This is a genomic window from Kingella sp. SNUBH-2017 (genome assembly GCF_028680565.1).
Taxonomy (GTDB): Bacteria; Pseudomonadota; Gammaproteobacteria; order Burkholderiales; family Neisseriaceae; genus Kingella_D; species Kingella_D pumchi.
Genome location: NZ_JAPHVK010000007.1, coordinates 67,081 through 91,740 on the forward strand (window position 1 = coordinate 67,081; position 24,660 = coordinate 91,740).

At 58.2% G+C, this 24,660-nt stretch carries 21 protein-coding genes; 13 read left to right on the top strand and 8 right to left on the bottom strand.

Features of this window, described 5'->3' with window-relative positions:
• Positions 1-75: 75 nt before the first annotated feature.
• Entirely contained in the window at positions 76-1,110 is a 1,035-nt protein-coding gene (gene murB / locus OP500_RS07000; RefSeq protein ID WP_238745736.1) for a UDP-N-acetylmuramate dehydrogenase, read from the bottom strand.
• Between the two features lie 261 nt (positions 1,111-1,371).
• On the opposite strand from murB, the gene OP500_RS07005 reads away from it, so the two are divergent.
• The 4 genes from OP500_RS07005 (at position 1,372) to OP500_RS07020 (ending at position 3,438) form a co-directional block, all read left to right on the top strand.
• Positions 1,372-1,848, top strand: a complete 477-nt coding sequence (locus OP500_RS07005; RefSeq protein WP_238745703.1) for a hypothetical protein — start codon at positions 1,372-1,374, stop codon at positions 1,846-1,848.
• Entirely contained in the window at positions 1,845-2,459 is a 615-nt protein-coding gene (locus tag OP500_RS07010; protein ID WP_238745701.1) for a hypothetical protein, read from the top strand. The genes OP500_RS07005 and OP500_RS07010 overlap by 4 nt, the downstream gene beginning before the upstream one ends.
• Before the next feature lie 62 nt (positions 2,460-2,521).
• Positions 2,522-2,908 (top strand): DUF488 domain-containing protein, encoded by a 387-nt coding sequence (locus OP500_RS07015; protein ID WP_274070556.1) that lies wholly within the window; start codon positions 2,522-2,524, stop codon positions 2,906-2,908.
• Entirely contained in the window at positions 2,905-3,438 is a 534-nt protein-coding gene (locus tag OP500_RS07020; RefSeq protein ID WP_274070557.1) for a DNA-3-methyladenine glycosylase I, read from the top strand. Before OP500_RS07015 ends, OP500_RS07020 begins: the two co-directional genes overlap by 4 nt.
• 140 nt (positions 3,439-3,578) lie before the next feature.
• Here OP500_RS07020 and OP500_RS07025 read toward each other — a convergent pair whose 3' ends face one another.
• On the bottom strand, positions 3,579-4,463 hold the full coding sequence (locus tag OP500_RS07025) for an EamA family transporter (RefSeq protein WP_274070558.1): 885 nt from the start codon (positions 4,461-4,463) through the stop codon (positions 3,579-3,581).
• A 229-nt stretch (positions 4,464-4,692) separates the two neighbouring features.
• Here OP500_RS07025 and OP500_RS07030 point away from each other — a divergent pair, with 229 nt between their 5' ends.
• The 3 genes from OP500_RS07030 to OP500_RS07040 all read left to right on the top strand — a co-directional run bounded on the left by OP500_RS07030 (position 4,693) and on the right by OP500_RS07040 (position 9,925).
• Positions 4,693-7,653: a valine--tRNA ligase gene (locus OP500_RS07030; protein WP_274070559.1), complete on the top strand. Its 2,961-nt coding sequence runs from the start codon at positions 4,693-4,695 to the stop codon at positions 7,651-7,653.
• 78 nt (positions 7,654-7,731) lie between these two features.
• Entirely contained in the window at positions 7,732-8,526 is a 795-nt protein-coding gene (locus OP500_RS07035) for an NYN domain-containing protein (RefSeq protein WP_238745692.1), read from the top strand.
• Positions 8,527-8,932: 406 nt separating this feature from the next.
• Positions 8,933-9,925, top strand: coding sequence for a virulence RhuM family protein (locus OP500_RS07040; RefSeq protein ID WP_238745690.1), 993 nt, complete (start codon positions 8,933-8,935; stop codon positions 9,923-9,925).
• 165 nt (positions 9,926-10,090) lie between these two features.
• Here OP500_RS07040 and OP500_RS07045 read toward each other — a convergent pair whose 3' ends face one another.
• A complete protein-coding gene (locus tag OP500_RS07045; protein ID WP_274070560.1) occupies positions 10,091-10,549 on the bottom strand; it encodes a hypothetical protein in 459 nt (152 codons plus the stop codon).
• Between the two features lie 153 nt (positions 10,550-10,702).
• On the opposite strand from OP500_RS07045, the gene OP500_RS07050 reads away from it, so the two are divergent.
• From OP500_RS07050 to OP500_RS07060, 3 genes are all read left to right on the top strand, one after another.
• Positions 10,703-11,332, top strand: coding sequence for a DUF4189 domain-containing protein (locus OP500_RS07050; protein ID WP_274070561.1), 630 nt, complete (start codon positions 10,703-10,705; stop codon positions 11,330-11,332).
• A 376-nt stretch (positions 11,333-11,708) separates the two neighbouring features.
• Positions 11,709-12,434 carry a DUF6796 family protein gene (locus tag OP500_RS07055; RefSeq protein WP_274070562.1) on the top strand — a complete coding sequence of 242 codons (726 nt, stop codon included), beginning with the start codon at positions 11,709-11,711 and terminating at the stop codon, positions 12,432-12,434.
• A 128-nt stretch (positions 12,435-12,562) separates the two neighbouring features.
• On the top strand, positions 12,563-12,997 hold the full coding sequence (locus tag OP500_RS07060) for a hypothetical protein (RefSeq protein ID WP_274070563.1): 435 nt from the start codon (positions 12,563-12,565) through the stop codon (positions 12,995-12,997).
• 194 nt (positions 12,998-13,191) lie between these two features.
• Here OP500_RS07060 and yccS read toward each other — a convergent pair whose 3' ends face one another.
• Positions 13,192-15,381, bottom strand: coding sequence for a YccS family putative transporter (gene yccS / locus OP500_RS07065; protein WP_274070564.1), 2,190 nt, complete (start codon positions 15,379-15,381; stop codon positions 13,192-13,194).
• A gap of 272 nt (positions 15,382-15,653) precedes the next feature.
• Here yccS and aceE point away from each other — a divergent pair, with 272 nt between their 5' ends.
• The 3 genes from aceE (at position 15,654) to aceF (ending at position 20,877) form a co-directional block, all read left to right on the top strand.
• Entirely contained in the window at positions 15,654-18,338 is a 2,685-nt protein-coding gene (gene aceE, locus OP500_RS07070) for a pyruvate dehydrogenase (acetyl-transferring), homodimeric type (RefSeq protein WP_274070565.1), read from the top strand.
• A 228-nt stretch (positions 18,339-18,566) separates the two neighbouring features.
• Positions 18,567-19,169 carry a hypothetical protein gene (locus OP500_RS07075; protein WP_238745674.1) on the top strand — a complete coding sequence of 201 codons (603 nt, stop codon included), beginning with the start codon at positions 18,567-18,569 and terminating at the stop codon, positions 19,167-19,169.
• 70 nt (positions 19,170-19,239) lie between these two features.
• Positions 19,240-20,877: a dihydrolipoyllysine-residue acetyltransferase gene (gene aceF / locus OP500_RS07080; protein WP_238745672.1), complete on the top strand. Its 1,638-nt coding sequence runs from the start codon at positions 19,240-19,242 to the stop codon at positions 20,875-20,877.
• 155 nt (positions 20,878-21,032) lie between these two features.
• On the opposite strand, the gene OP500_RS07085 is transcribed toward aceF, so the two are convergent.
• The 4 genes from OP500_RS07085 to OP500_RS07100 all read right to left on the bottom strand — a co-directional run bounded on the left by OP500_RS07085 (position 21,033) and on the right by OP500_RS07100 (position 24,466).
• Positions 21,033-21,782 (bottom strand): hypothetical protein, encoded by a 750-nt coding sequence (locus OP500_RS07085; RefSeq protein ID WP_238745671.1) that lies wholly within the window; start codon positions 21,780-21,782, stop codon positions 21,033-21,035.
• Between the two features lie 113 nt (positions 21,783-21,895).
• Positions 21,896-22,165 (bottom strand): 30S ribosomal protein S15, encoded by a 270-nt coding sequence (gene rpsO, locus OP500_RS07090; RefSeq protein ID WP_238745670.1) that lies wholly within the window; start codon positions 22,163-22,165, stop codon positions 21,896-21,898.
• Between the two features lie 209 nt (positions 22,166-22,374).
• On the bottom strand, positions 22,375-23,763 hold the full coding sequence (locus OP500_RS07095; protein WP_238745669.1) for a HAMP domain-containing sensor histidine kinase: 1,389 nt from the start codon (positions 23,761-23,763) through the stop codon (positions 22,375-22,377).
• A 22-nt stretch (positions 23,764-23,785) separates the two neighbouring features.
• Positions 23,786-24,466 (bottom strand): response regulator transcription factor, encoded by a 681-nt coding sequence (locus OP500_RS07100; RefSeq protein ID WP_238745668.1) that lies wholly within the window; start codon positions 24,464-24,466, stop codon positions 23,786-23,788.
• Between the last annotated feature and the right edge of the window lie 194 nt (positions 24,467-24,660).

Sequence of the window (24,660 nt, forward strand, 5' to 3'; positions counted from 1 at the left end):
CGCCGAAAAGTTTTCAGGCTGCCTATCCGCGGTGGAATAGCAGCCTGAAAACCGTTTGACCGGTCTTGCCGCGCGTTACGCCCCGGCCGGCAGCCATACCGGCTCGGCTTCGAGTTCGACACCGAAGCGTTCTTTGACCGTGGCGCGCACTTCGTCGGACAGGCGGCGCACATCCTCGGCGGTGGCGCCGCCGCGGTTGACCAGCACCAGCGCCTGCCGCTCGTGCACCGCCGCGCCGCCGATCTGCCGCCCTTTGAGTCCGGCCTGCTCGATCAGCCAGCCGGCGGCCAGTTTCAGACTGCCGTCCGGCTGCGGGTAGTGCGGCATATCGGGATAACGCGCCAGCAGCGCGGCACCGGCGGCGGCATCGACCAGCGGGTTTTTGTAGAAACTGCCGGCATTGCCGGTTTGCGCGGGGTCGGGCAGTTTTTCGCGGCGGATGCGACACACGGCAGCGGCCACTTCGCGGGCGCTGGGCGCGGTTTTGCCCTCGGCGGCCAGAAGCGCATCGAGATTGCCGTAACCGAGCTTGGGCGTGAAGCGGCGGGAAAGGGCAAATGTAACCGCGCAAATCACATAGCAGCCTTTGCCCTCGCCTTTAAACAGGCTGTCGCGGTAGGCGAAGCGGCAGTCTACCTGCGTGAGTTCGACAAAACATCTCTGAGCCAAATCGTAGCAGCGCACGCTGTGAACCAGGTCTTTCACTTCCACGCCGTAAGCGCCGATATTCTGCACCGGCGCGGCGCCGACGGTGCCGGGTATCAGGCTCAGGTTTTCGGCACCGTACAGCTCCCGAGCAATCATCTCCTGCACAAAGTCGTGCCAGATTTCGCCCGCCTGCGCCTGCACCAACACGCGGCCGTCCTGCCGCTCGCCGATGATGCGGATGCCTTTATTCGCCATTTTGACCACCAGACCCGGATAGTCGCGCATAAACAGCACGTTGCTACCGCCGCCCAGCCACAGCACGGTGGCGGGGTCGAACTCGGGCAGATTGATAATTTCAGGCAGCTGGCTTTCGTTTTCCAGCGTGCAGAAGGCAGCGGCGCGGGCGCTCAGGCCGAAGGTGTGCAGCGGCTGCAGATCGTGGCGGGCGGATACGGCAATCATGGGCGGCATTTCCAATGCGGTGGACAAACAAAAAGATGCCGTTTCAGGCTGCCTGAAACGGCGGCGCGCATTGTACCGCCGACGGCCGATTCTGTTAAGATTGCGCCCTTTCCCCGCCACAGGTTTACCGATGAAAAAACTGCTTGTCCCGGCCTTATGCGCTCTACTCTCTTTTCCGGCTTTGGCCGCACCCAATGATGGCGAAATGATGGCGAAGAGAACGAACAGGAATGCCTGCAATCCTACCGCCGGCTGATTGCCTTGTCCGGCGGCCAGTTCTGCCACGAAGCGCAGCCCGAAATCGGCCGCTACTATAAGGAAACCGCGCTGTGGCTGGCGGTAAACGGCCCCGAAGGCGCGCGCTGCGCGGGCTATTTCGGCCGCGCCGGCCAAGACCCGCAATCGGCGTTCCGCCGCGAAATGGCCGCGGTGGAACAACAATACGGCGATGCGCCCGACAACGCCGCCACCCGATCCCGCCTGTGCCGCGAAACCAAAACCCGCCGCCTGCAGGCGCTTGATTATGCCGAAGCGCTGATGGCGCGCAGCTTCACCGAAAGACTGGCCGCCGAAATCGAGTCCGACAAACAGTCGTCCGAACCCCAAGGCGAAGCGCAAATCCGCCGGGAATTCGAGTGGCTTTACCAAAACTGGCGCAAACAAAGCGCCCAAGCCCACGCCGCCGAAGCCGGCCAAACCGTCCGCAAACCTTCTCGCAACAAAGGAAAGTCCAAATGAGAACGCCGATTCTGTCCGCCCTTGCCCTAAGCGCTGCCCTCTTCTCGGCACCGGCACTGGCCGCCGAAACCGCCGGCAGCAATGCCGAGTTGGAGCAAAGTTGCATCAAACTCTACGAGCGCAGTGTCCATTTCACCACCGGCCGCGCCTGCTATCCGCAGGGGTCGGCCAGCGCCAAATACTACAGCGACCTGTACATCATGCTGGTGGCTGCCGATCCGGAAATCGCGCAGCGCTGCGTGCAACACGATGCCGAGCTGGGAAAAAAACACCAGGCGGCCACTTTGTACGAATGGGTTGAAGCCGACTTTGAAAAACGCTATCCGATGCCCGATGCCAAAACCAGCGCCGCCAAACTCCAGCAGTATTGCCGCGATACCCAGCCGATGCGCGAAGAAGCGATAGCCCATGCCGAAGCGGCGGTGGCCAGACTGCTGCCGGCGATAATCAGCGAAAATGCCAAGCGCCAGCGGCAGGCAGGCGAAACCGTGAGCGAAGACGAAGTCCGCCGCCGGCAGCAAAAAGCTTTGCAGCAATGGGAGCGAGAGCGCGACGCCGCGCGTGCCGAAAAGCAGGATTGGAACCAGCCCGCCGCCAAGCGCAAACGCTAAACCGTTTTCAGGCTGCCTTTTTCAGCAAAAGGCAGCCTGAAAATCCATTTTAAGGAAACGCCATGTACCGCCTCGCACGCATCTACGGCTTTCAGGCTGCCCCGGACGAAGCCGCCGTCTTTCTCGACCGCCTCTATCCGCGCGGCATCCGCAAAGAAACCATGAACCAATTCGTCTGGCTTAAAGATCTCACGCCCTCGGCCGCGCTGCGCGAGTGGTACCACCAAGACCCCGACAGCCGTTTTGCCGAATTTGCCCGCCGCTACCGCGCCGAGCTGGCCGCGCCCGAGCGGCAGGCGGCGCTGGAAGAGCTGCGCCGCATCCATGCCGAACATCCCGCCACTGTGCTGTTAAGTGCCGTCAAAAATCCCGAACACTCCCATCTTTCGGTATTGCGCGACCATCTGCTCGCCCTTGAAGGCAGCCTGAAAAACGGGAGCGGCGCATGAGCTACTGCCGTTTTGCCAACAGCCTGCCCGCCGGCAGCAGCGACCCCAACAAACACTACCACGACCACGTTTACGGCTTTGCCGTGGCCGACGACAAGGAACTTTTCGAGCGGCTGGTGCTGGAAATCAACCAGGCCGGCCTGAGCTGGACGCTGATTCTGCGCAAGCAGCACGCCTTTCAGGCTGCCTATCGCGGCTTTGACATCGCCGCCGTCGCCGCATTTGACGACCAAGACCGCGAGCGCCTGCTTGCCGATACCGGCATCGTCCGCAACCGCCTGAAAATCAACGCCGCCATCCACAACGCCCGCCAAATCCTTGCCATCCAAGCCGAACACGGCTCCTTTAAAAACTGGCTCGACGCCCACGCCGCCGCCGCGCCTGGTTTGGACAGCTGGCTGAAAATCTTTAAAAAAACCTTTAGGTTTGTCGGCCGCGAAATCGTCAACGAATTTCTGATGAGCACCGGCTACCTACCCGGTGCCCACGATGCCGACTGCCCGGTCGCCGCCCGCCTGGGCGGGCGCTGATCCGAAACGGCAGGGCAAAACCAAAGCAGCCTGAAAACCGCGGATACGGTTTTCAGGCTGCCTTACCTTTTTCAGGCTGCCTTTGTGGGTTTCGTTTACGGTTTCTGCCAATGTTGTCCGAACGTACCAATCCGGTTTTTTCAGGCTGCCTTGCGGGCGCCGAACACCTGCACCAGCAGCGCGGCCATCACCACAGCGGCGCCGGCCCAGTGCCAGCCGTTGAGCGGTTCGTGCAAAATCAGCGCGCCCAGCAGCAGGGCGATAACCGGAATCAGCAGCGCCAGCGGGGTGATTTTGCCGGCGGGGTGGCGGGAGAGCAGGCTGCCCCAGCCGGAGTAGCAGCCCAGGCTGGCCAGATAGCTGAGAAAGGCGACGCCGACCCAGCCGCGCCAAGTCATGCCGCCGATTTGCGCGGCGATGCCGTCAAACCCGTACAGCAACCATGCGGTGAGCGCAAAGGCCGGCAGGGTAACGACATTGCCCCACACCACCAGCGACAGCGCCTGCACGCGGCCGATTTTCTTCACCAGCAGATTGCCCGCCGCCCAGGCCAGCGCGGCGGCCAGCGACAGCAGCATGCCGGTCATCGGCAATTCGCCCCGATATTGGCCGACGCCGATTAAGCCCAGCCCCGCCGCCGCCAGCAGCATCGCCGTCCAATGGTTGCCGCGCACCGGCTCGCGCCAAATCAGGGCGGCGATGATAACGGTAAAAAACACCTGAGCCTGATGCACCAGCGCCGCCAGTCCGGTAGGCATGCCCACGGCCAGCGCGCCAAACAGCAGGCTGAACTGGCCGAAGCTGATGGCCAGCCCGTAGGCGGCCAGCCAGTACCAGCGCACGGCGGGGCACGGTATGAAAAACAGCGCGGGAAACAGCATCAGGGCAAAACGCAGCACGCCCAGCACCATCGGGCTGATTTCGGCCAGCGCGAGTTTCATAAAATAAAAGCTGACGCCCCACAGGAAAATCACCGCAGCGGCAATCAGGGCGTCGGTTTTGTTTAAGGGGGTGTGGGCGGACATGGGCTTTCTCGGGCGGGGGGTAGGGGCTGTTTTCAAACCAATCCGGTTCGTGCAATATTTTTCAGGCTGCCTGCTGTGAGCCGCCGATGCTTTCAGGCTGCCTGCCGCAAGCGGCCGCAGGCAGCCTGAAAACCTTTGGGCGCGGCTATTTTAGCACCGGCCAATCGGCTATAATCCGCCGTTTTCAAATTTATCTTTTCTATTTCTTTACCTTCTTAGGCCTTTCACCATGCTCGACAAATACTCCCCCGCCGAAATCGAAACCAAACACTATCAAAACTGGGAAAAACAAGGCTATTTCGCCGCCAATTTCGCCCGCCCCGAAAGTTTCTCCATCCAGCTTCCCCCGCCCAACGTAACCGGCACGCTGCACATGGGGCACGCGTTTAACCAAACGATTATGGACGGCTTAACGCGCTACTACCGCATGAAAGGCCGCAACACCGCGTGGATTCCGGGCACCGACCACGCGGGCATCGCCACGCAGATTGTGGTGGAGCGCCAGCTCGCCGCCGAGGGCGTGTCGCGCCACGATTTGGGGCGTGAAAAATTCTTGGAAAAAGTATGGGCGTGGAAAAACCTCTCCGGCGGCACGATTACGCAGCAGATGCGCCGCGTCGGCTGCTCGGCAGACTGGCAGCGCGAGTATTTCACGATGGACGACGTGCGCGCCGAGACGGTTACCGAAGTATTCGTGCGCCTGTTTGAGCAGGGCTTGATTTACCGTGGCAAGCGGCTGGTGAACTGGGATCCCGTGCTCGGCACGGCGGTATCCGATTTGGAAGTGGAAAGCGTGGAAGAAGACGGCTCGATGTGGCACATCCGCTATCCGCTGGTTGATGGTTCAGACGGCCTTATCGTCGCCACCACCCGTCCCGAAACCATGTTGGGCGACGTGGCCGTGGCCGTGCATCCCGAAGACGAACGCTACGCGCGTTTTATCGGCAAAGAGCTGGTGTTGCCGCTCACCGGCCGCACCATCCCCGTGATTGCCGACGAATATGTGGAAAAAGACTTCGGCACAGGCTGCGTGAAAATCACGCCCGCGCACGATTTCAACGACTACGAAGTCGGCAAACGCCACGACACCTGTTTAATCAATGTGTTTGATTTAACAGCAAAAGTGTTGGCAGGTGCCGAAGTGTTCAACTACAAAGGCGAAGCGCAGCAGGGTTTCAGGCTGCCTGAACAATACGCAGGCTTGGACCGCTTTGCCGCGCGCAAGCAAATCGTGGCCGACTTGAAAGAACAGGGCTTTTTGCAGGAAATCAAACCGCACAAACTGATGACGCCCAAAGGCGACCGTACCGGCAGCGTAATCGAGCCGATGCTTACCAGCCAATGGTTTGTCGCCATGAGCGCCGCGCCCCAAGGCGGCGAGCCCGAGTCCGAATACCAGGGTCTGAGCCTGGCCGAAAAAGCCAAACGCGCGGTCGATAGCGGCGCGGTGCGCTTTATCCCCGAAAACTGGGTCAACACCTACAACCAATGGATGAACAACATCCAAGACTGGTGCATCTCGCGCCAGCTGTGGTGGGGGCACCAAATCCCCGCGTGGTATGACGAAAACGGCAAGGTTTACGTTGCCCGCACAGAAAGTGAAGCATATCGTCAATATTTATTTGATAAGAGCCGCCAATGCACTAGCGATGAAGAAATTGCTGAACTCTTTGGTCCGACTATTGCCGTTCAGCTATTTAAATCCAAAAAAACTGGGGAAATTCAACAAGCAGTTATTGATGAATTGAAAGAAAAAGGATTGTATTTGACGCGCGACGAAGACGTATTGGATACCTGGTTCTCCTCCGCCCTCGTGCCTTTCTCCACCCTCGGCTGGCCGTCTGAAACGCCCGAACTCAAAGCCTTTTTGCCCAGCAATGTCTTGGTAACGGGCTACGAAATCATCTTCTTCTGGGTCGCCCGCATGATTATGATGACCACCCACTTCACCGGCAAAGTGCCGTTTAAAGACGTGTATATCCACGGCATCGTGCGCGACCACGAAGGCAAAAAAATGTCCAAATCCGAAGGCAACGTCATCGACCCCGTGGACTTGATTGACGGCATCGATTTGGACAAGCTGCTTATCAAACGCACCACCGGCCTGCGCAAGCCCGAAACCGCCCCCGCCGTGAAAAAAACCACTGAAAAACTGTTTCCCGAAGGCATTCCTGCCATGGGCGCAGACGCACTCCGTTTCACCATGGCCAGCTATGCCAGCCTCGGCCGCAGCGTAAACTTTGATTTCAAACGCGCCGAAGGCTACCGCAACTTCTGCAACAAATTATGGAACGCCACCAACTTCGTCTTGATGAACACCGAAAACCAAGACTGCGGCCAAGACGAAATGCAGCCATTGGCGTTTACCTTTGCCGACCAATGGATTATCGGCAAACTGCAACAAGCCGAAGCCGCCGTTGCCGAAGCCTTTGAAACCTACCGCTTCGACTTGGCCGCGCAAACGCTATACGAATTTGTGTGGAACGAATACTGCGACTGGTACATCGAGCTTGCCAAAGTGCAAATCCAAACCGGCTGCCCCACCACCCAGCGCACCACCCGCCGCACCCTCGTGCGCGTACTCGAAGCCATCCTGCGCCTCTTGCACCCCATCATGCCCTTCATCACCGAAGAGCTGTGGCAAACCGTCGCCCCGCTGGCCAACGCCAAACACAGCGACAGCATCATGCTCGCCGCCTACCCCGAAGCCGACCCGGAGAAAATCGTCCCCGCCGCCTTCGACAAAATGGGCAGCCTGAAAGATTTGGCCGACGAAGTGCGCAAACTGCGCGGCGAAATGGGCATCGCGCCAAACGTCAAAGCCCCGCTGTTTGTCGAAGGCGGCAGCGACTTGGCCGACTGCCTCAAATACCTGCCCGCGCTCACCCGTCTCACCGAAGCCAAGCTGGTGGACAAACTGCCCGAAGCCGAAGACGCCCCCGTCGCCGTGTGCAACGGCGCACGCCTGATGCTCAAAGTGGAAATCGACAAAGCCGCCGAAACCGCGCGCCTGACCAAAGAAGCCGAAAAACTGCAAAAAGCCTTGGACAAACTCAACGCCAAACTCGCCAAACCCGGCTACACCGACAAAGCCCCCGCGCATCTGGTGGAGAAAGACAAAGCCGATCTGGCGGAGTTGCAGGATAAGATGGCGAAAGTAGAGGCGCAGTTGGCGAAGTTGAAAGCGTAGCTGTTTGAAAGAGGCCGTCTGAAAATTAATGTTTCAGGCTGCCTCCTATCGAACCATAGATAAATAGAGGAATTATAAATGTCTAAAACTAAAACTAGTTTCAACGTGGTAGAAGAAAAAACGGTGCGTTTAGCCGTGTTGATTGATGCCGACAATGCTTCTGCTCGCGATATAGCATCTATTTTAGATGAAGTTGTCAAATTCGGAGATGTAACCGTTAAGCGGATTTATGGCAATTTTGTTGGTAACAATGGGCAATGGAAGCAAGTTATCAATGATTACGCCATCAAACCGATGCAGCAATTTGCTTTTACGACAGGGAAAAATGCAACCGATGGTTTTATGATTATTGATGCCATGGATTTATTGTACAGCGACCGATTGGACGGATTTTGTATTGTATCCAGCGACAGCGATTTCACGGCTTTGGCAATCCGTTTGAAAGAACAGGGAATGCCCGTGTACGGCTTTGGTAAAAAGCAAACGCCCAAAGCTTTTATCAATGCCTGTACGCAGTTTATCTATGTGGAAAACCTTATATCAGAAGAAATTAAAAACGATAACAAAAGCAGCGTTTCCGTCCAAACTGATACGGCAATACAAACGGAACAACCAACAGCTAATCATCAAACGGCGGTTTTGCCCATGGATACGATTAGAAAAATCTTTGAACAGTTTGACAGCGAATGGGTTGCCATGACTGCATTTGGTTCAACATGGCGGCGGTTGCAGGCAGATTTTGACCCACGCAATTATGGCTGTGCCAAATTCACAACTTTGGTTAAAAAACACCCCGAGATATTTGAATATGAAATACGAAAAAATATAGAAAGTAACCAAGAACATATGTATGTAAAACTTAAGCAAGCGTAGGTTGGGTCGAGACCCAACAGTTTCTTAAAAGCTGCAAAACCTGTTGGGTTTGCAACCCAACCTACCCAAAGGCCGTCTGAAAACCTGTTTTTCAGACGGCCTTTCTGATTTCAGGCGTGCCTCACGCACAAGGCAGCCTGAAAACCAAGCCCGCCCCGCCAAGATTCTCGCGCAGGCGGGAATCTTGGCGGGGTTTGAGCAACGGTTTGTTTTATCAGAATATTGCCGAACAACAAACAAGATTCCCGCCTGCGCGGGAATGACGGTGTTTTTTGTTTTTCAGACGGCCTCCCTGTTTTCAGGCTGCCTCGCCGCCGGGATACGGCTAAAATACCGCAGGCAAGCCCACAACCCCAAGCAGCCTGAAACCGTCCCGACTTTTCAGGCTGCCGCAAACGGAATCCCTATGGACAATCTCATCATCTACAACACCGACGACGGCCAAAGCCATGTTTCCCTGCTGGTGTCCGACGGTGAAGCTTGGCTCACGCAAAACCAGCTTGCCGAACTTTTTAGCACCTCTGTGCCCAATATCGCTACGCATATTAAAAACATATTGGAAGACAAAGAGTTGAACGAGGTTTCAGTTATTAAGGATTTCTTAATAACTGCCCAAGACGGCAAGCAGTATCAGGTCAAGCATTACGCGCTGGATATGATTCTGGCCGTCGGCTTCCGCGTCCGCAGCCCGCGTGGGGTGCAGTTCCGCCGCTGGGCAAATACGCAGCTTCGCGCTTATTTGGACAAGGGTTTTGTGCTGGACAAAGAGCGGCTGAAAAATCCGCAGGGGCGTTTCGATTATTTTGACGACCTGCTGGCGGAAATCCGCGAAATCCGCGCCAGCGAAGCACGGTTTTATCAGAAAGTGCGCGATTTGTTCGCCCTATCCAGCGACTACGACAAAACCGATAAGGCGGCGCAGATGTTTTTTGCCGAAACGCAAAACAAGCTGATTTTTGCCGTTACCCGCCAAACGGCGGCGGAACTGGTCTGCGCCCGCGCCGATGCCGCGCTGCCGAATATGGGCTTGACCTCATGGAAAGGGAGGATGGTGCGTAAAGGCGATATTGTGGTGGCGAAAAACTATCTGTCTGCCGACGAGTTGGACACGCTCAACCGTTTGGTGATGATTTTCTTGGAAAGCGCGGAGTTGCGCGTAAAAAACCGCCAAGACCTGACGCTGGATTTCTGGCGCGGCAATGTTGACAACCTGATTGATTTCAACGGCTTTCCTGTATTGGAAGACAAAGGCAGTCGCACGCACCGCCAAATGGAGCTGTTCGCCCAAGAACAATACGCGCTGTTTGACCAGGCACGCAAAGCTGCCAAACTGGCCGCCGCCGAAGCGGAAGATTTGCGCGAATTGGAAAACTGGCAGGCGGAATTGGAAAAACGCTAAACAACGGTTGGCAACGGTTGGCGCAAGCCGAGCTCGGTTGTTGGAAAATATTGGTTCTGACAACCCAAGCAGCCTGAAAACAAAAAAAGCCGTCTGAAACCCTTTTCAGACGGCCTTTTAAAATCCCAACCATACTTTCAGGCTGCTTTTAGCCTGAGGCAAAACCTACTGCACCCGCGACCGATGTTCGCTTTCTTTGTAATCGCGGATAACGTGGTTGGTATCGGTAATGAAATAGCGGTAGCGGGTGAAATTGGTTACGCCGCGCTCGTAGTAATTGGTCTGACTGCCGTCGCTGTGGTAGCCCGTACCGAGATAATGGGTCGATTCGCTGTTTTGGCTGACATCCGTCCAAGTGTAAATATAGCCTTCCTGCCCTTTGAGTTTGCCTTCCTGGATAATTCCGTGCTGGATATCGTCGGCCTTACCGAGTTCCGCATACGCCGAAACAATGTGCTTGCCTTTGAAACGCGCGCCGGCCACGCCCCTGCGCGCCGCGTTGATTGCGCCGTACGGCGAGATATCGGCACTCATAATTTTGTCCACCGTTTCGCAACCGGCAAGCGTCAGCACGGCGGCGGACAACAGCAAAACGGATTTCAAAGCGGATTTTGGTAACAACATCATTCCCCCTTAGCAAAAATAGATAACAATGAACAGACGGTCGAAGCGCGCATTATAAGCCGCTGCGGTGTGAGCCGATAAAAAAACTGTATAATCGCGCGCCGCACGGCGATACCCGTTTTTACCGTTTTATCTGAAAGGAGTTGTATCTTGTTGAATAAAAAACACCTGCTGGCAGCTACCGCATTCAGCCTGCTGTTGTCTGGCTGTCAAGGCAGCCTTGCTTACGAACTGTTGCAGGCTGCCAGAGGCAGCAACGGCCCTTCCGCGCAGGAAGTGGAATCTATGATGCCGGTTGTGAAAGCAATGGAAGGTCTGCCTTCCAAAGCAGAGCTGGCCACGCGCAAAATGCACCCGCGCAAATGGGGCGGATATGCCGGTTCGCCCGAAATCAAAATGCTGTGGACAACCGACAAAGCCTTCGACACCCCCGAAGCCGCCTCGGCAGACGCGCTCAAACAATGCCGCCAGGCCGGCGGCAAAAACTGCAAAACCGTCGTTCTTTACAGCAATCTGTGCTTTACCATGGCGCAGGGACGGCTGAACGGCAAACTCTTCGACTCCATGGGCTACGGCCCCACCCACGAGTTTGCCAAAATAACGGCAACGGGCAACTGCCAGCACCAGGGCGGCCAGGGCTGCCACCCCACCGTCGGCGCAACCCCCTCCTGCGCCGTGCCCTGCAACGTCATCACCAACACATCCTGCCGCTACGAAGACCCCGGGATTATTTTCCCAGAAAAAAGCATGAAAATGAAAAAGATACCGTCGTTTTTCCGCTAGGCGGGTGATTGAGGGGCAAAGCACGTTTTTTGCCCAGCGCCGGTCGGATCAGAATCTGGCCGGCGCTTGTTTTATCAATCCAGACCCTGCCCTTTCTTAAAACTTCCCCAAAATACTGGATTTCCGCTCCAAACTAGCGCATCAAAAGCAGCCTGAAACGGGTTTTCAAACAATCCTCGTATTTTCAGGCTGCCTCGTTTCCCCAAGCAGCCTGAAAAACGCCACCAGCTCTCTGCTGCCCCCCCCATTCCCCCTTCTCTTAAATATCCTTTAGACTAAGCGTCCCGCAGCCGGCCGGTTTTCAGGCAGCTTTCAGGCAAAGGCAGCCTGAAAACCGTTGCGGCATTTTGCCGCCGTTTGCCACAGAAGAGCCGATATGTCCGAACATGCCAAACCCGTTAAAACCGCCGCCCTGCTCTTTGCCGGCGTGCTGGCGGCGCTGTGTTGGACAGTAGGCGATATGCTGCTGGTCGGTTTTGTGCCGCAGCCCGAGCGCCATCCGCAGCTGGCGGCGCTGGCCGCCGGCCGGATGGAAGGCGATGTGCAGATGGCGGCGCTGATGCTTGATGCCGCGCCCGCGCGCCTGCTGTGGGGCGTGCTGCCCGCCACCTTCAGCGCACCGTTTTATCTGGCCGCCGCGTTCGGCGTTTACCGCCTGCTGCGGCCGGGGCGGGCGGCTGTTTTGTGCTTCGCGCTGCTGTTTTTCGGCTACGCGCTCGCGCCGCTGGTGCATGCCGGTTTTTACTATCTGGGCAACGCCGCACAGGCGCTGCTTGCCGCCCGTGCCGAAGATTTAACGCTGGCGCTGGCGCAATACAACGGCCATTACCGGCTGCTTGTCCTGCATTGGGCGGCATCGGTCGGCTCTCTGGCGTTGGGCTGGCTGGTATTTCTGTTGCAGGCTGCCCGCGGCCGCAGCTATCTGCCGCGCTCTTTGTGCTGGCTGACGCCGCTGCCGGTCGGCATTGTTGTTGCCACGGTCTGCAGCGCCTTTCCCCGCTCCGAAGCGGCGGAGCTGCTTGGCGGTGCTACGTTTAATCTGGCGCAACTGGTGTTTTACACCGCGGCGCTGCTGTGGCTGCGGCGACACAAAGCAGCCTGAAAGCCGAAAATACGGGGGCTGCGCAGCAAAACTGTTTCTACCGCCGCAACAAGATGCGGTATGATGCGCCGCCGGCTGCGCCATGCGGCCGGCAGATGTTTTTTTAAAATTTGATGCAAAGGACAAACATGAAAAAATCCGGATTACTGCTGGCGCTGCTGCTGGCTGTGGCGCCGATGGCGCAGGCGCTGGATGCCAGCGACCAAGGCGAATACCAAATCGTCCGTGTGGACGGCACGCTGGGCACGATGCAGATGAAACTTTTCCGGCAGGGCAAGCAGTGGATGATGGACGGCCGCCAACTGCCGGAAAAACAATGGTCGGAAGTCTGCCGTGCCACCGGCGAATGCAAGTTGGTCGATGCTTCGTCAGCGGATGTGGCTGAGTGGAAAAAAACGCTGCCCGAGGACGATGCCGATTTGCAGAACGCGCGTTTTAACTGCATTAAAAACATTGCCATGGGCTTTTGCCGCATCGAGAGCAAAGCGCAAAAACGGATCTATATCATGTTTGCGCTGGTTCGCGGCACGCCGCAGCCGATTGTGCTGCACCGCCTGAAATAGGCAGCCAAAAAACCGTCCGCCCGAACAGCCAAGCCTGCGGACGGTTTTTTCTGCGCGCCGTTTTTTCAGGCTGCCCTTGCGTTTGGGCAAATGGCAGCACGGTGCTTACGCCAAACCGGCAATATTGCGGCAAAAAGCAGCCTGAAACGGTTTTCAGGCTGCTTTTTTTGTCCTGACCAATCTTGCCGCCGTTTTCAGGCTGCCTGTGCCACGGCTTCGCTATCCGATACCGGATGCAGCGCCTGATAGCCCGGGCGCAGCTGGCCGGCGATCATGGTAAGCTGCTGCCACAGCACCTGGCGGGTTTCGCCGGCTTCAGCATCGGGGCGCAGGGCCTCCAGTTGCAGCTGCAGGGCGCTTAAGGCAGCCTGAAAACGGCTCTCGTCCCATTGCGGCAGGTTTTCGAGAATATCGGCGGCAGCGCTGCCGGCGGCGAGAAATTCGTGGATAAAACCGTCGGCAGCGGCGTTTTCAGGCTGCATTTTGTTGCGGTAGGCGCCGAGCGCGGCGATGTAGCTGATAAGCGAATAGTTGATTTTTAGCAGCAAAAAGCCGTCGGCAAGCTTGCTGCCATGTTTGGCCGGCTCGCCGGACATATCGGACAGGGTGCTGGATAAGGCGGCGGCGCGGTCGTGGCTCAGGCGGCGGGCGATGCGGTAGTCCATATCGTCGCGGATGCCGCTTTCCAGTTCGCGCAGCACCGCGCGCAGGTAGGCGGCGTTGCTCTCTACGGCCTGGGCACCGGTTTTGTCGAGCGCCAGATATTTCCAGTCCGGCCACAGAAAATAAACGGCAAGGCCGGCCACCGAAGCGCCGATCAAGGTGTCGAGAAGGCGCGGCAGGAAGAAGGCGCGGGTGTCGGAACCAATAATCGAAAAGCCGACCACCGCCTGAATGGTGATGAAAAAGGTGGAAAAACTCTGCTTATTGCTGCGGAAATAGAAAAACAGCGTCGTGCTAAGCACGGCGATGCCGAGTTTGTGCGCCAGCGACAGGCTCAAAAAGGGCAGCGCGGCGGCGGCGACAATGCCGAAAACGGTGCCGAGAATACGCTGGATCAGGCGTTTTTTGGTGGCGGAGTAGTTGGGCTGGCAGACGAAAACGGCGGTCATCAGAATCCAGTAGCCCAGGCTCAAATCCTCGCGGTCGAGCGCGGTGGTGTTGATCACTCGGATAATCAGGCAGCAGGCCAGCACGATGGCGGCCATGCGTACGGCGTGGCGGAACACCGGCGAATGCAGCGTGCTTTGCGCTTTCAGGCTGCGCCATGCGCCTTTGAAACCGCTGCTTTCGGGGGCGTGCAGGCGGGTTTGGTGGTTGTATTCGAAGCCTTCGCTGCGCTCGGGGCTTTTCAGGCTGCCCAGCTGCAGGCTGACGTGCAGGATGTTGTCGAGCAGGCGCTGCACGCGGTAGGGGGCGACGGCGCCGTCGGTAGCGGTGGCGGCATAGTGCTGCAGCGACGCTTCGGCACCGCGGCCGGCGCGTTCGAGCTTGGCCGGCAGCACGAAATCGCTGTCGTCGGCCAGCGTGCAGGCAAACTCGCGGCAGGTCTGCGCCTGCAGCCTGAGCAGGCGGCGGATGCGGTAGATCAAATCGCTGTAGCGCATGGCTTCGGCGAAATCGCGGTAATGGACGTGGCTGGAGCTGATGCGCTCGTGGATATCCTGCGCGGCGTAGTAACAGCGCAACAGCCGCACGGTGCGCGGATGGCGGTGCTGGCCGCGCATGCGGTAAAACAGGGCGCTGCGGCATTGGTTGAAGGCGGCGGTTACCGCGCTGTTGCTCATCGCCAGCGTGATTTGCTGCTGTTCGAGATGTTCGGCTTCGTCGGGGTCGAAAAAATCGGATTTGGCGGTGAGAAAGTCCGCCAGCGCGCGGTAGGCGGCGGCCATATTGTCCTGCACCGGCCGGTTGGGAAAGATGATGTGGGTCAGCAGCGCGCACAGGCTGTAGAGCAGGGTTCCGCACAGAATCAGCAGCGTCGGCTGGTACCACGGCGCGGCGTCATCGTGGGTGAGCGCGGTGTACACCGCTACCGCCAGCGTGCCGAAAGCGATGGTGCGGTAGCGCTGGCCGGCGGCGCCGAGAAAGGTAAAAACGAAAGCCTGCACGGTCATCACCGCGGCATAGGCCGCCGGCCGGCTGATCACCGCTTCCACCGCCAGCGACGACACGGCAAAGGCCAGCAAGGTATAAACAATGTTTTTCAGCTTGCCGGTCAGGCCGTTGTCCAAATCCACCAGGCCGCCGGCAATCACGCCCAGCACCAGCGGCGGAAACAGGTGGTTCAGCGGGCGGGAATACACCAGCGCGGCCAGCAGCGAAGTGCTCAGCAGCACCGGCACGGCGCCGATGTATCTGGATGGCAGGGAAAAAAGTTTCATAAATCGTTTCGGGCAGCGGGTTTTCAGGCAGCCTGAAAGCCGCCAAACCGCGCGCTCAGGCCAAAAGCGCGCATTTTAAGCCCAATCGCTGCTGCCGTGGCGGCGCAGGCGTTTTCAGGCTGCCCCAAAGCGCCGAATGATAGCCAAATCCAAACGCCTGCGATTTGCCACTTATTACCGTTTGAAGCTACAATCTGCCCACTTTCGGCGCCGTTTTCCCGCCCGCGGCCAAACGGCGCCATTTCGAATCGAACTTACAGAAAGGATGCACCATGTCCCAAACCTATAACGATATGAACGACGCTGATCCTATCGAAACCCAAGAATGGCTGGATGCGCTCAGTTCCGTGCTGGAAAACGAAGGCTCGGAGCGGGCGCATTTCTTATTGGAAAACCTGGTCAAATACACCCGCCGCCGCGGCGTGCACCTGCCGTTTGACGCCACCACCGCCTATCTGAACACCATTCCGGTGGGCAAAGAGCAAAAATCCCCCGGCAACCACGAACTGGAGCACCGCATCCGCTCGATCATCCGCTGGAACGCCGCCGCCATGGTGTTGCGCGCCGGTAAGAAAAATCTCGAACTGGGCGGCCACATCGCGTCCTTCCAGTCTTCGGCCACCCTGTACGATGTCGGCTTCAACCACTTTTGGCGCGCCAAAAACGAAGCCGCCGGAGAAGAAGGCGATCTGATCTACATCCAAGGCCACTCTGCCCCCGGCTTTTACGCCCGCGCCTATGTCGAAGGCCGTCTGAGCGAAGAGCAGCTCAACAATTTCCGTCAGGAAGTCGGCGGCAACGGCCTGCCGTCCTACCCGCACCCGCACCTGCTGCCTGAATTTTGGCAGTTCCCCACCGTTTCAATGGGTCTTGGCCCCTTGATGGCGATTTACCAGGCGCGTTTCCTGAAATACCTTGAATCGCGCGGCTTGGCCAAAACCAAAGGCCGCAAAGTGTGGTGTTTCTGCGGCGACGGCGAAATGGACGAGCCCGAGAGCCAGGGCGCGATTGCACTGGCCGCCCGCGAAGGCTTGGACAACCTGATTTTCGTCATCAACTGCAACCTGCAGCGCTTGGACGGCCCGGTGCGCGGCAACGGCAAAATCATCCAGGAATTGGAAGGCAACTTCCGCGGCGCCGGCTGGAACGTGCTGAAAGTCATCTGGGGCAGCCGCTGGGACGGCCTGCTTGCCCGCGACACCAACAACGTGCTCAAACAGCGCATGGAAGAGTGTCTCGACGGCGACTACCAAACCTACAAATCCAAAGACGGCGCCTACGTGCGCGAACACTTCTTCAACACGCCCGAACTCAAAGCGATGGTCGCCGACATGTCCGACGACGAAATCTGGGCGCTGAACCGCGGCGGCCACGACCCGCACAAAGTCTATGCCGCCTACCACGAAGCGGTAAACAACGCCGGCGGCCGCCCCACCGTCATCCTGGCCAAAACCATCAAAGGCTACGGCATGGGCGCATCCGGCGAAGGCCAAAACATCGCCCACCAGGCGAAAAAAATGGACGTCAAATCGCTCAAACAGTTCCGCGACCGCTTCGGCATTCCGGTTACCGACGAGCAGATTGACAGCGGCGATCTGCCCTACTTCCGCTTCCCCGAAGACAGCGAAGAAATGAAATACCTGCGCGAGCGCCGCAACGCACTCGGCGGCTACCTGCCCCAGCGCAACCCCAACAACGAAGCCCTGCCGATTCCCGCTCTGAGCGACTTCGACGCCCAGCTGCAATCGAGCGGCGACCGCGAATTCTCCACCACCATGGCCTTCGTGCGCATTCTCGCCACCCTGCTCAAAGACAAACAGATCGGCCGGCGCATCGTCCCCATCGTTCCCGACGAAAGCCGCACCTTCGGCATGGAAGGCATGTTCCGCCAATACGGCATCTGGAACCCCAAAGGCCAGCAGTACACCCCGCAGGACAAAGACCAGCTGATGTTCTACAAAGAATCGGTTGACGGCCAAATCCTGCAGGAAGGCATCAACGAACCGGGCGCGATGGCCGACTGGATTGCCGCCGCCAGCAGCTACGCCAACAACCGCTTCGCCATGATCCCCTTCTACATCTACTACTCCATGTTCGGCTTCCAGCGCGTCGGCGACTTGGCCTGGGCAGCGGGCGACATGCACGCGCGCGGCTTCCTGCTCGGCGGCACCGCCGGCCGCACCACGCTCAACGGCGAAGGTTTGCAGCACGAAGACGGCCACAGCCATATTCAGGCCGACCTGATCCCCAACTGCGTCACCTACGACCCCACCTTCTCCTACGAAGTGGCCGTCATCGTCCACAGCGGTCTGCAGAGAATGTACGTCGACAACGAAGACGTCTTCTTCTACATCACCCTGATGAACGAAAACTACACTCACCCCGCCCTGCCCCAGCGCGAAGGCATCGAAGAGCAGATTCTCAAAGGTATGTACCTGCTGCGCGAAGGCGGCAAAGGCGACAAACGCGTACAGCTGATGGGCTCCGGCACCATCCTGCAGGAAGTGATTGCCGCCGCCGAGCTGCTGAAAAACGACTTCAACGTCGAAGCCGACATCTGGTCCTGCCCGTCCTTCAACCTGCTGCACCGCGACGCCATCGAAGTCGAGCGCCACAACCTGCTGCACCCCATGGGTGAGCAGAAAACCCCCTTCGTAACCGCCCAACTGCAAGGCCGCGAAGGCCCGGTAGTTGCCGCCACCGACTACGTGCGCAGCTTCGCCGACCGCATCCGCGCCTACATCCCCAACGACTACCACGTCCTGGGCACCGACGGTTTCGGCCGCTCCGACAGCCGCGCCAACCTGCGCTCCTTCTTTGAAGTCGACCGCTACCACGTCGCCATAACCGCGCTCAACGCCCTGGCCGAGCAAGGCAAAATCGGCAAAGAAACCGTGCAGCAGGCCATCGCCAAATACGGCATCCAGACCGACACCGCGCCGAGCTGGAAACGCTAAGGCGGATAAGGCAGCCTGAAAACCGTATCCCAAAGTTTTCAGGCTGCCGCCTTCAAGCTTTTCAAAAAGATTCTCAGACAGCCTTCTGGCAACTATTCAAAGGTCGTCTGAAAAAACCGAAAACCGCCAGATAAGGCAGCCTGAAAAGGCCGTCTGAAAAGAGAAATCTGCTTTCAGGCTGCCTTTAAACACTTCAAGGCAGCCTGAAAGCCCATCTTGGAAACCGCCATGAAACTTTCGTTTACCGGCACTGCCGCAATCCTGCTGCTGGCCGCCTGTTCCAGCCCCGCCCCCGTCGTCCAACAGGGCGGCGGCTACGACAGCGGCACGCAGGCGCGCATCCGCCTGTACGGCCAAAACCAAAAGCCCACCCTGATCACCAGCGGCATCGACTGCGCCGCCGGCGAGCGCGGGCAAAAAAGCAATATCGGCGGCAGCATGGGCGACGCCTTCGGCTCGCTGGTCGGCTCGGTGAAAAGCCACAGCATCGGCATTCCCGCCACCGAAAACAGCAAAGCCCTCGGCAGCAAAAACGGCATTCTTTCGCGCGCCTTCTTCCGCGAAATGGCCGTGCCCGCAGGCAAAGCCGTCAACGTGGAAACCGCCTTTGTCGGCCTGACCAACACGCTTCAAACGCCTGCTTACACCGTCCACACCAACGAAGGCAGCTGCACTTCGCGCGCCGCTTCTTTCGTGCCCGAAGCCGGACACGACTATGAAGTGGTCGGCGTGAGCGGCAAAGCCTGCGGCGTCGCCGTGTACGACATCGCCGCCGACGGCAGCCTGAAAGCCGTGCCGCTGGCAAACGCCGTCAAATGCAGCAGGCGTTAGAAAGCCTGTTTTTCAGACGGCCCCAAGCAGCCTGAAACCCTTTCCCTAAACAAATAACCTAAGGAAAAACATGAGCATCGTAGAAATCAAAGTCCCCGATATCGGCGGACACGAAAACGTCGACATCATCGCCGTCGAAGTCAAAGCCGGCGACACCATCGCCGTGGACGACACCCTGATCACCCTGGAAACCGACAAGGCGACTATGGACGTGCCCGCCACCGATGCCGGCGTGGTCAAAGAAGTCAAAGTCAAAGTCGGCGACAAAATCTCCGAAGGCGGCGTGATTCTGCTGGTGGAAACCGACGGCGCAGGCACAGCCGCCGCTCCGGCTGCCGCGCCCGCACCGGCCGAACAGCCCGCCGCCGCGCCCGTTCAGGCTGCCCCTGCCGCAGGCGGCGCCACCGTACAGGTGGTCGTGCCCGATATCGGCGGCCACAGCGATGTGGACGTGATCGCCGTCGAAATCAAAGTCGGCGACAGCGTGGCCGAAGACCAAACCCTGATTACCTTGGAAACCGACAAAGCCACCATGGACGTGCCCTGCACCGCCGCCGGCACCGTTACCGCCGTGCACGTGAAAGTGGGCGACAAAGTTTCCGAAGGCAGCCTGATTATCGACGTTGCCGCCAGCGGTGCCGCCGCAGCCGCACCCGTTCAGGCTGCTCCTGCCGCACAGGCCGCCGCGCCTGCTCCCGCACCCGTTCAGACGGCCGCTCCCGCACCGGCTGCCGCTCCCGCCGTACCGGTGGCCGCCTTCGGCAGCACCCCTGTCAACGAAGCCGGTTTCGCCAAAGCCCACGCCGGCCCTTCCGCCCGCAAACTGGCGCGCGAACTGGGCGTCGATCTGAGCCTGGTCAAAGGCAGCGGCACCAAAGGCCGCATCACCAAAGACGACATCAAAGCCTTCGTCAAATCCGCCATGCAGGGCGGCGCGGGCAAACCCGCAGCGGCCGGCGCATCGCTCGGCGGCGGTTTGGATCTGCTGCCGTGGCCGAAAGTGGATTTTGCCAAGTTCGGCGAAATCGAAGTCAAAGAACTCTCCCGCATCAAAAAAATCTCCGGCCAAAACCTGTCGCGCAACTGGGTGGTGATTCCGCACGTTACCGTTCACGACGAAGCCGACATGACCGAGCTGGAAGAATTCCGCAAACAGCTCAACAAAGAGTGGGAGCGCGAAGGCGTGAAACTCTCGCCGCTGGCCTTTATCATCAAGGCTTCCGTGGCCGCGCTCAAAGCCTTCCCCGAGTTCAACTCCTCGCTGGATGGCGATAATCTGGTGCTGAAAAAATACTTCCACATCGGCTTTGCCGCCGACACGCCCAACGGCTTGGTTGTACCGGTAATCAAAGACGTGGACAAAAAAGGCCTGAAAGAAATCAGTCAAGAGCTGACCGAGTTGAGCAAAAAAGCCCGTGAAGGCAAGCTCAAACCGCAGGAAATGCAGGGCGCGTGCTTTACCATTTCCAGCCTCGGCGGCATCGGCGGCACCGGCTTCACCCCGATTGTCAACGCCCCCGAAGTCGCCATCTTGGGCGTGTGCAAATCGCAGATGAAACCGGTTTGGAACGGCTCCGCATTCGAGCCGCGCCTGATGTGCCCGCTGTCGCTCTCGTTCGACCACCGCGTCATCGACGGCGCCGCCGGTATGCGCTTCACCGTGTTCCTCGCCAAGCTGTTGCAGGACTTCCGCCGCATTATGCTGTAAAACGCGCGGACAATACAAAGGCAGCCTGAAAAGTTTTCAGGCTGCTTTTTTTGCGCCCTGCTCCGTTTTATCCGTGGTCGGTATTGGGCATACAAACAAACCCCGCTGCTTTTCAGGCTGCCTGAAAACCAGCGGGGTTTGGTGCGATTGTGCGTTTAGTTGGAGATGGCGTCCATGCGGTTGCGGACGCGTTTTTCCAAAGTCAGCAGTTCGCCGATTACGCTTTCCTGATCGGTTTCCTTGCCGGCGGCCGTCCACCATTTGTGGCTGATTTCGCCGCCTTTGGGCGTGAAGGTCTCGGCAAGTTTGGAGCCGTTGCTGCGGTAGGCAACGGTTTTGACACCCTTGCCTGTCTCTTCAATCTCCATCAAGACCTGGCCGTGCTCATCATAAATAATCTGGCTTTCGCGGCTTTTGTCGCGCGGGTCTTTGCGGATTTCCAGCGCCGGCTTGCCGTCAACATAAGAAACCGAGTAAACCAGCTCGCCTTTTTCATGGTCGGCAAAATTGGTCAGCTTGCCTTCGGGCGAATACCAAATGGTGCGCCCTTCGGTACTTTCGGCATCAAAGTCAGTAGGATCGGCGTCTTTGCGCATGGCAACGGGATCGATCTGTTTGGCTTTGCTGTCCTGATAAAAATCCTGAACCACGGCTGCGCCGTCTTTGGTGTGGCCGAGCAGCACGCGGTAATAGCCGCCGGCCTGCGGGCCGTCGGCGCGTTCGCTGTCGGCGCTGTAGTAGGCGATGATTTGGTTGGCGGGCGCCGGTTTGGCAATCTTCGGCGCTTTGTTGTGGCGCACGGCCTGCTCGACCGTCGGAACGGCACGGGAAATGTCTTTGGCGGTAGCCTGCAGCGGCAGCGCGGCAGCGGCGGAAAGTGCCGCCAGCATCAGCAGTTTTTTCATGGGTTTCTCGTTTACGGTGGTTTGGGGAAAACAATCCGGCTTTCAGGCTGCCGGATTCGCAACAGCTACAAATAAGGCTACCTGAAAACTCAGGCAGCCTGAAAACGCAGGTCTTATTTGCGCAGACCCAGACGGGAAATCACGTTGCGGTAAGTTTCCGCATCGGTGCGGCGCAGGTAGGCCAGCAGGCGGCGGCGGGCGCTGACCATTTTCAGCAGGCCGCGGCGGCTGTGTTTGTCTTTGGGGTTTGCTTTGAAGTGGGGCGCCAAGTCGTTGATACGGAAAGTCAGAAGGGCGATTTGCACTTCTGAAGAGCCGGTATCGCCTTCTTTGCGTTGGAAGTCTTTAACGATTTGCGCTTTTTGTTCTACGGACAGAGCCATGATGAATTTCCTAAAATAAAAAAAGCCTTGCGGCGACAAGTTTGGCCAGCTGGCAAAGCAACCTGCTCAAACTCCGAACCCGCCGCGCTCGTGCGCCGACGGGAGCGCGGATTATGCCACAAAACGCGGCGGCGTACAGGGGATTTTCTGCTTTTTTTCAGGCTGCCTTTGTCCTTTGTTGCACGACTCCAGACAAGGCAGCCTGAAAACTATTTTTTGCCGCCCGGCAGCTGGGTTTTGGGCAGGATAAAGTGGATCTTCAGGCCGCTTGGGCTGACGTTTTCGGCCAGGATTTTGCCATCGTGCTGCTCGGCAATGTGCCGCGCCAGCGCCAGCCCCAGGCCGGTGCCGGGTTTGTTGCCGCTGCTGTCGGCGCGGTAAAAGGCGGTGAAGATGTGCGGAATCTGGTCTTCGCGGATGCCCGGGCCGTTGTCGGTGATTTCGATGTGCAGGTGGTGGCGGTCTTCGTGGCAGCTCAAAAGAATGGTGCTGCCGGCGGGGCTGTAGTTCATCGCGTTGCGGATAACGTTATCAAAAGCGCGGTAGAGATAGCCTTCGTTGCCGTTAAAGCGGGCTTCCGGATTGATGCCGCGCACTTCGAGCGATACGGTCTGCTCGTTTTGCTGCGCCACCGGCTGGCTGTCTTCTACCAGCTGCTCTAAAAAGGGCAGCAGGGCGAAGGGTTCTTTTTCCAGCGGGGTGTTGGCGGTTTCCAGCCGCGACAGGGTCAAGAGTTCGCCCACCAAAGCATCCATCCGTGTCAGTTCGCTTTCGAGCTTGCCCAGATACACTTCCTGCTTTTGCGGCTGCATGTGCAACAAGCCAAGCAGCGCCTGTATCCGCGCCAGCGGCGAGCGCATCTCGTGGGAAACGTGGTGCAGCAGGTGGCGCTCTTTTTCCACCAGCTTCTGCAACTGCGCGGCCATGCGGTCAAAATGCACGCCCAGGCTGGCCAGCTCGTCTTTGCGATCGTCCAGCTGCTGCGAGACGCGGGCGTTCAAATCGCCGGATGCCAGCCGGTTCATGCCTTTTTCCAAAATTCGGATCGGGCGGGAAATATTGCTGGCCAGGATATAGGCCAGCAGCAGGCCGACAATCAGGGTAACCGCCAAAATGATGAATTCGTGCCATACCGGCGCCACCGACAGACCGGGAATCAGCAGGCCGGGCATCGGTTTGACGGTGTTTTTGTCGAAATCGCGGATAAAAAACAGATACTCTTCGCCAAAGGGGTCGTAATAGATGGCCGACAGATTGGAATTGGGGTTTTTCAGGGCGAAATCATAGGCGTGCGCCACTTCGTCCGGCTGCACGCTGCGGCCGAGAATGTCCTGTTTGTTGTCGCCGGTGATGATGATGACGTTCTGCGCCGACGGATCGCTGCGCCAGCGCTCGAGCAGGTTGCGCGTGGCGTCTTCGCCCTGCGCCTGAAAGGTGGTGAGCGCGTTGGAGAGCAGGTTGATTTCCATGGTGCGCGTACGCTGGAAATGGTTTTCCACCATGCGGGTCTGCAAGAGCCACACAGAAAAACTCGCCACGAAGATGGCGCAGATGATGACCATACAGAACGTGGCGAAAATTCTTTGAAATAATTTCATGTTGCGCTAAAGCACGGAACGTTTAGTTTTTAACAAACAGATAACCCAAACCGCGCACCGTTTGAATCAGCGACGCGTCGCCCAATTTGTGACGGATGCTGGAAATGTGCACATCGATGCTGCGGTCGAACTTGGCCAGCTTGCGGTCGAGCGCTTCTTCCGAAAGCGTGTCTTTGCTGACCACTTGTCCGGCGTGGCGCATCAGCACTTCCAAAAGGTTGAATTCGGTGCTGGTCAGCTCCAGCGGCTTGTCGCCGACTTCCGCCTGCCGTTTGGCCGGGTAAAGGGTAACGTTGCTGGCGGTAATGCTGCTGGCGTTGCTCGCCGGATTTTCACCGCTCTGCTGGGCGCGGCGCAAAATGGCATTGATGCGCGCCAAAAGTTCGCGCGGCTGGCAGGGTTTGGGAACGTAGTCGTCGGCACCCATTTCCAAGCCGATGATGCGGTCGATGTCGTCGCCTTTGGCGGTGAGCATGATGATGGGGATTTTGCTCTGCGCGCGCACGGTTTTGAGTACGTCCAAACCGTTCATTTTCGGCATCATCGAATCCAATACCACCACATCGTAGGGATTGTTCAGGATTTCCTGCACGCCTTTTTCGCCGTCGGGCGCACGGCTGACTTCCAAACCTTCGGCGCCGAGATATTCGGCCAGAAGTTCGGTCAGGGTATCGTCGTCGTCTACCAATAATACGCGGCTCATGGGGGTTTCCTTTCGTTCAACTGGAAAATCTGCGGTTTCAGGCTGCCTGAAACCTGCTTGCGCTTATCTTAACAGTATTGTCTTTACATTCCTAGCGCGGCTGCTTCGGGCTTTGCGCTTTTTTGCAAAGCGCGGCGGCGCCTTAACAATCATCCAACTCCGAAATATAAGGCAGCCTGAAAGCGTTGGCGGGG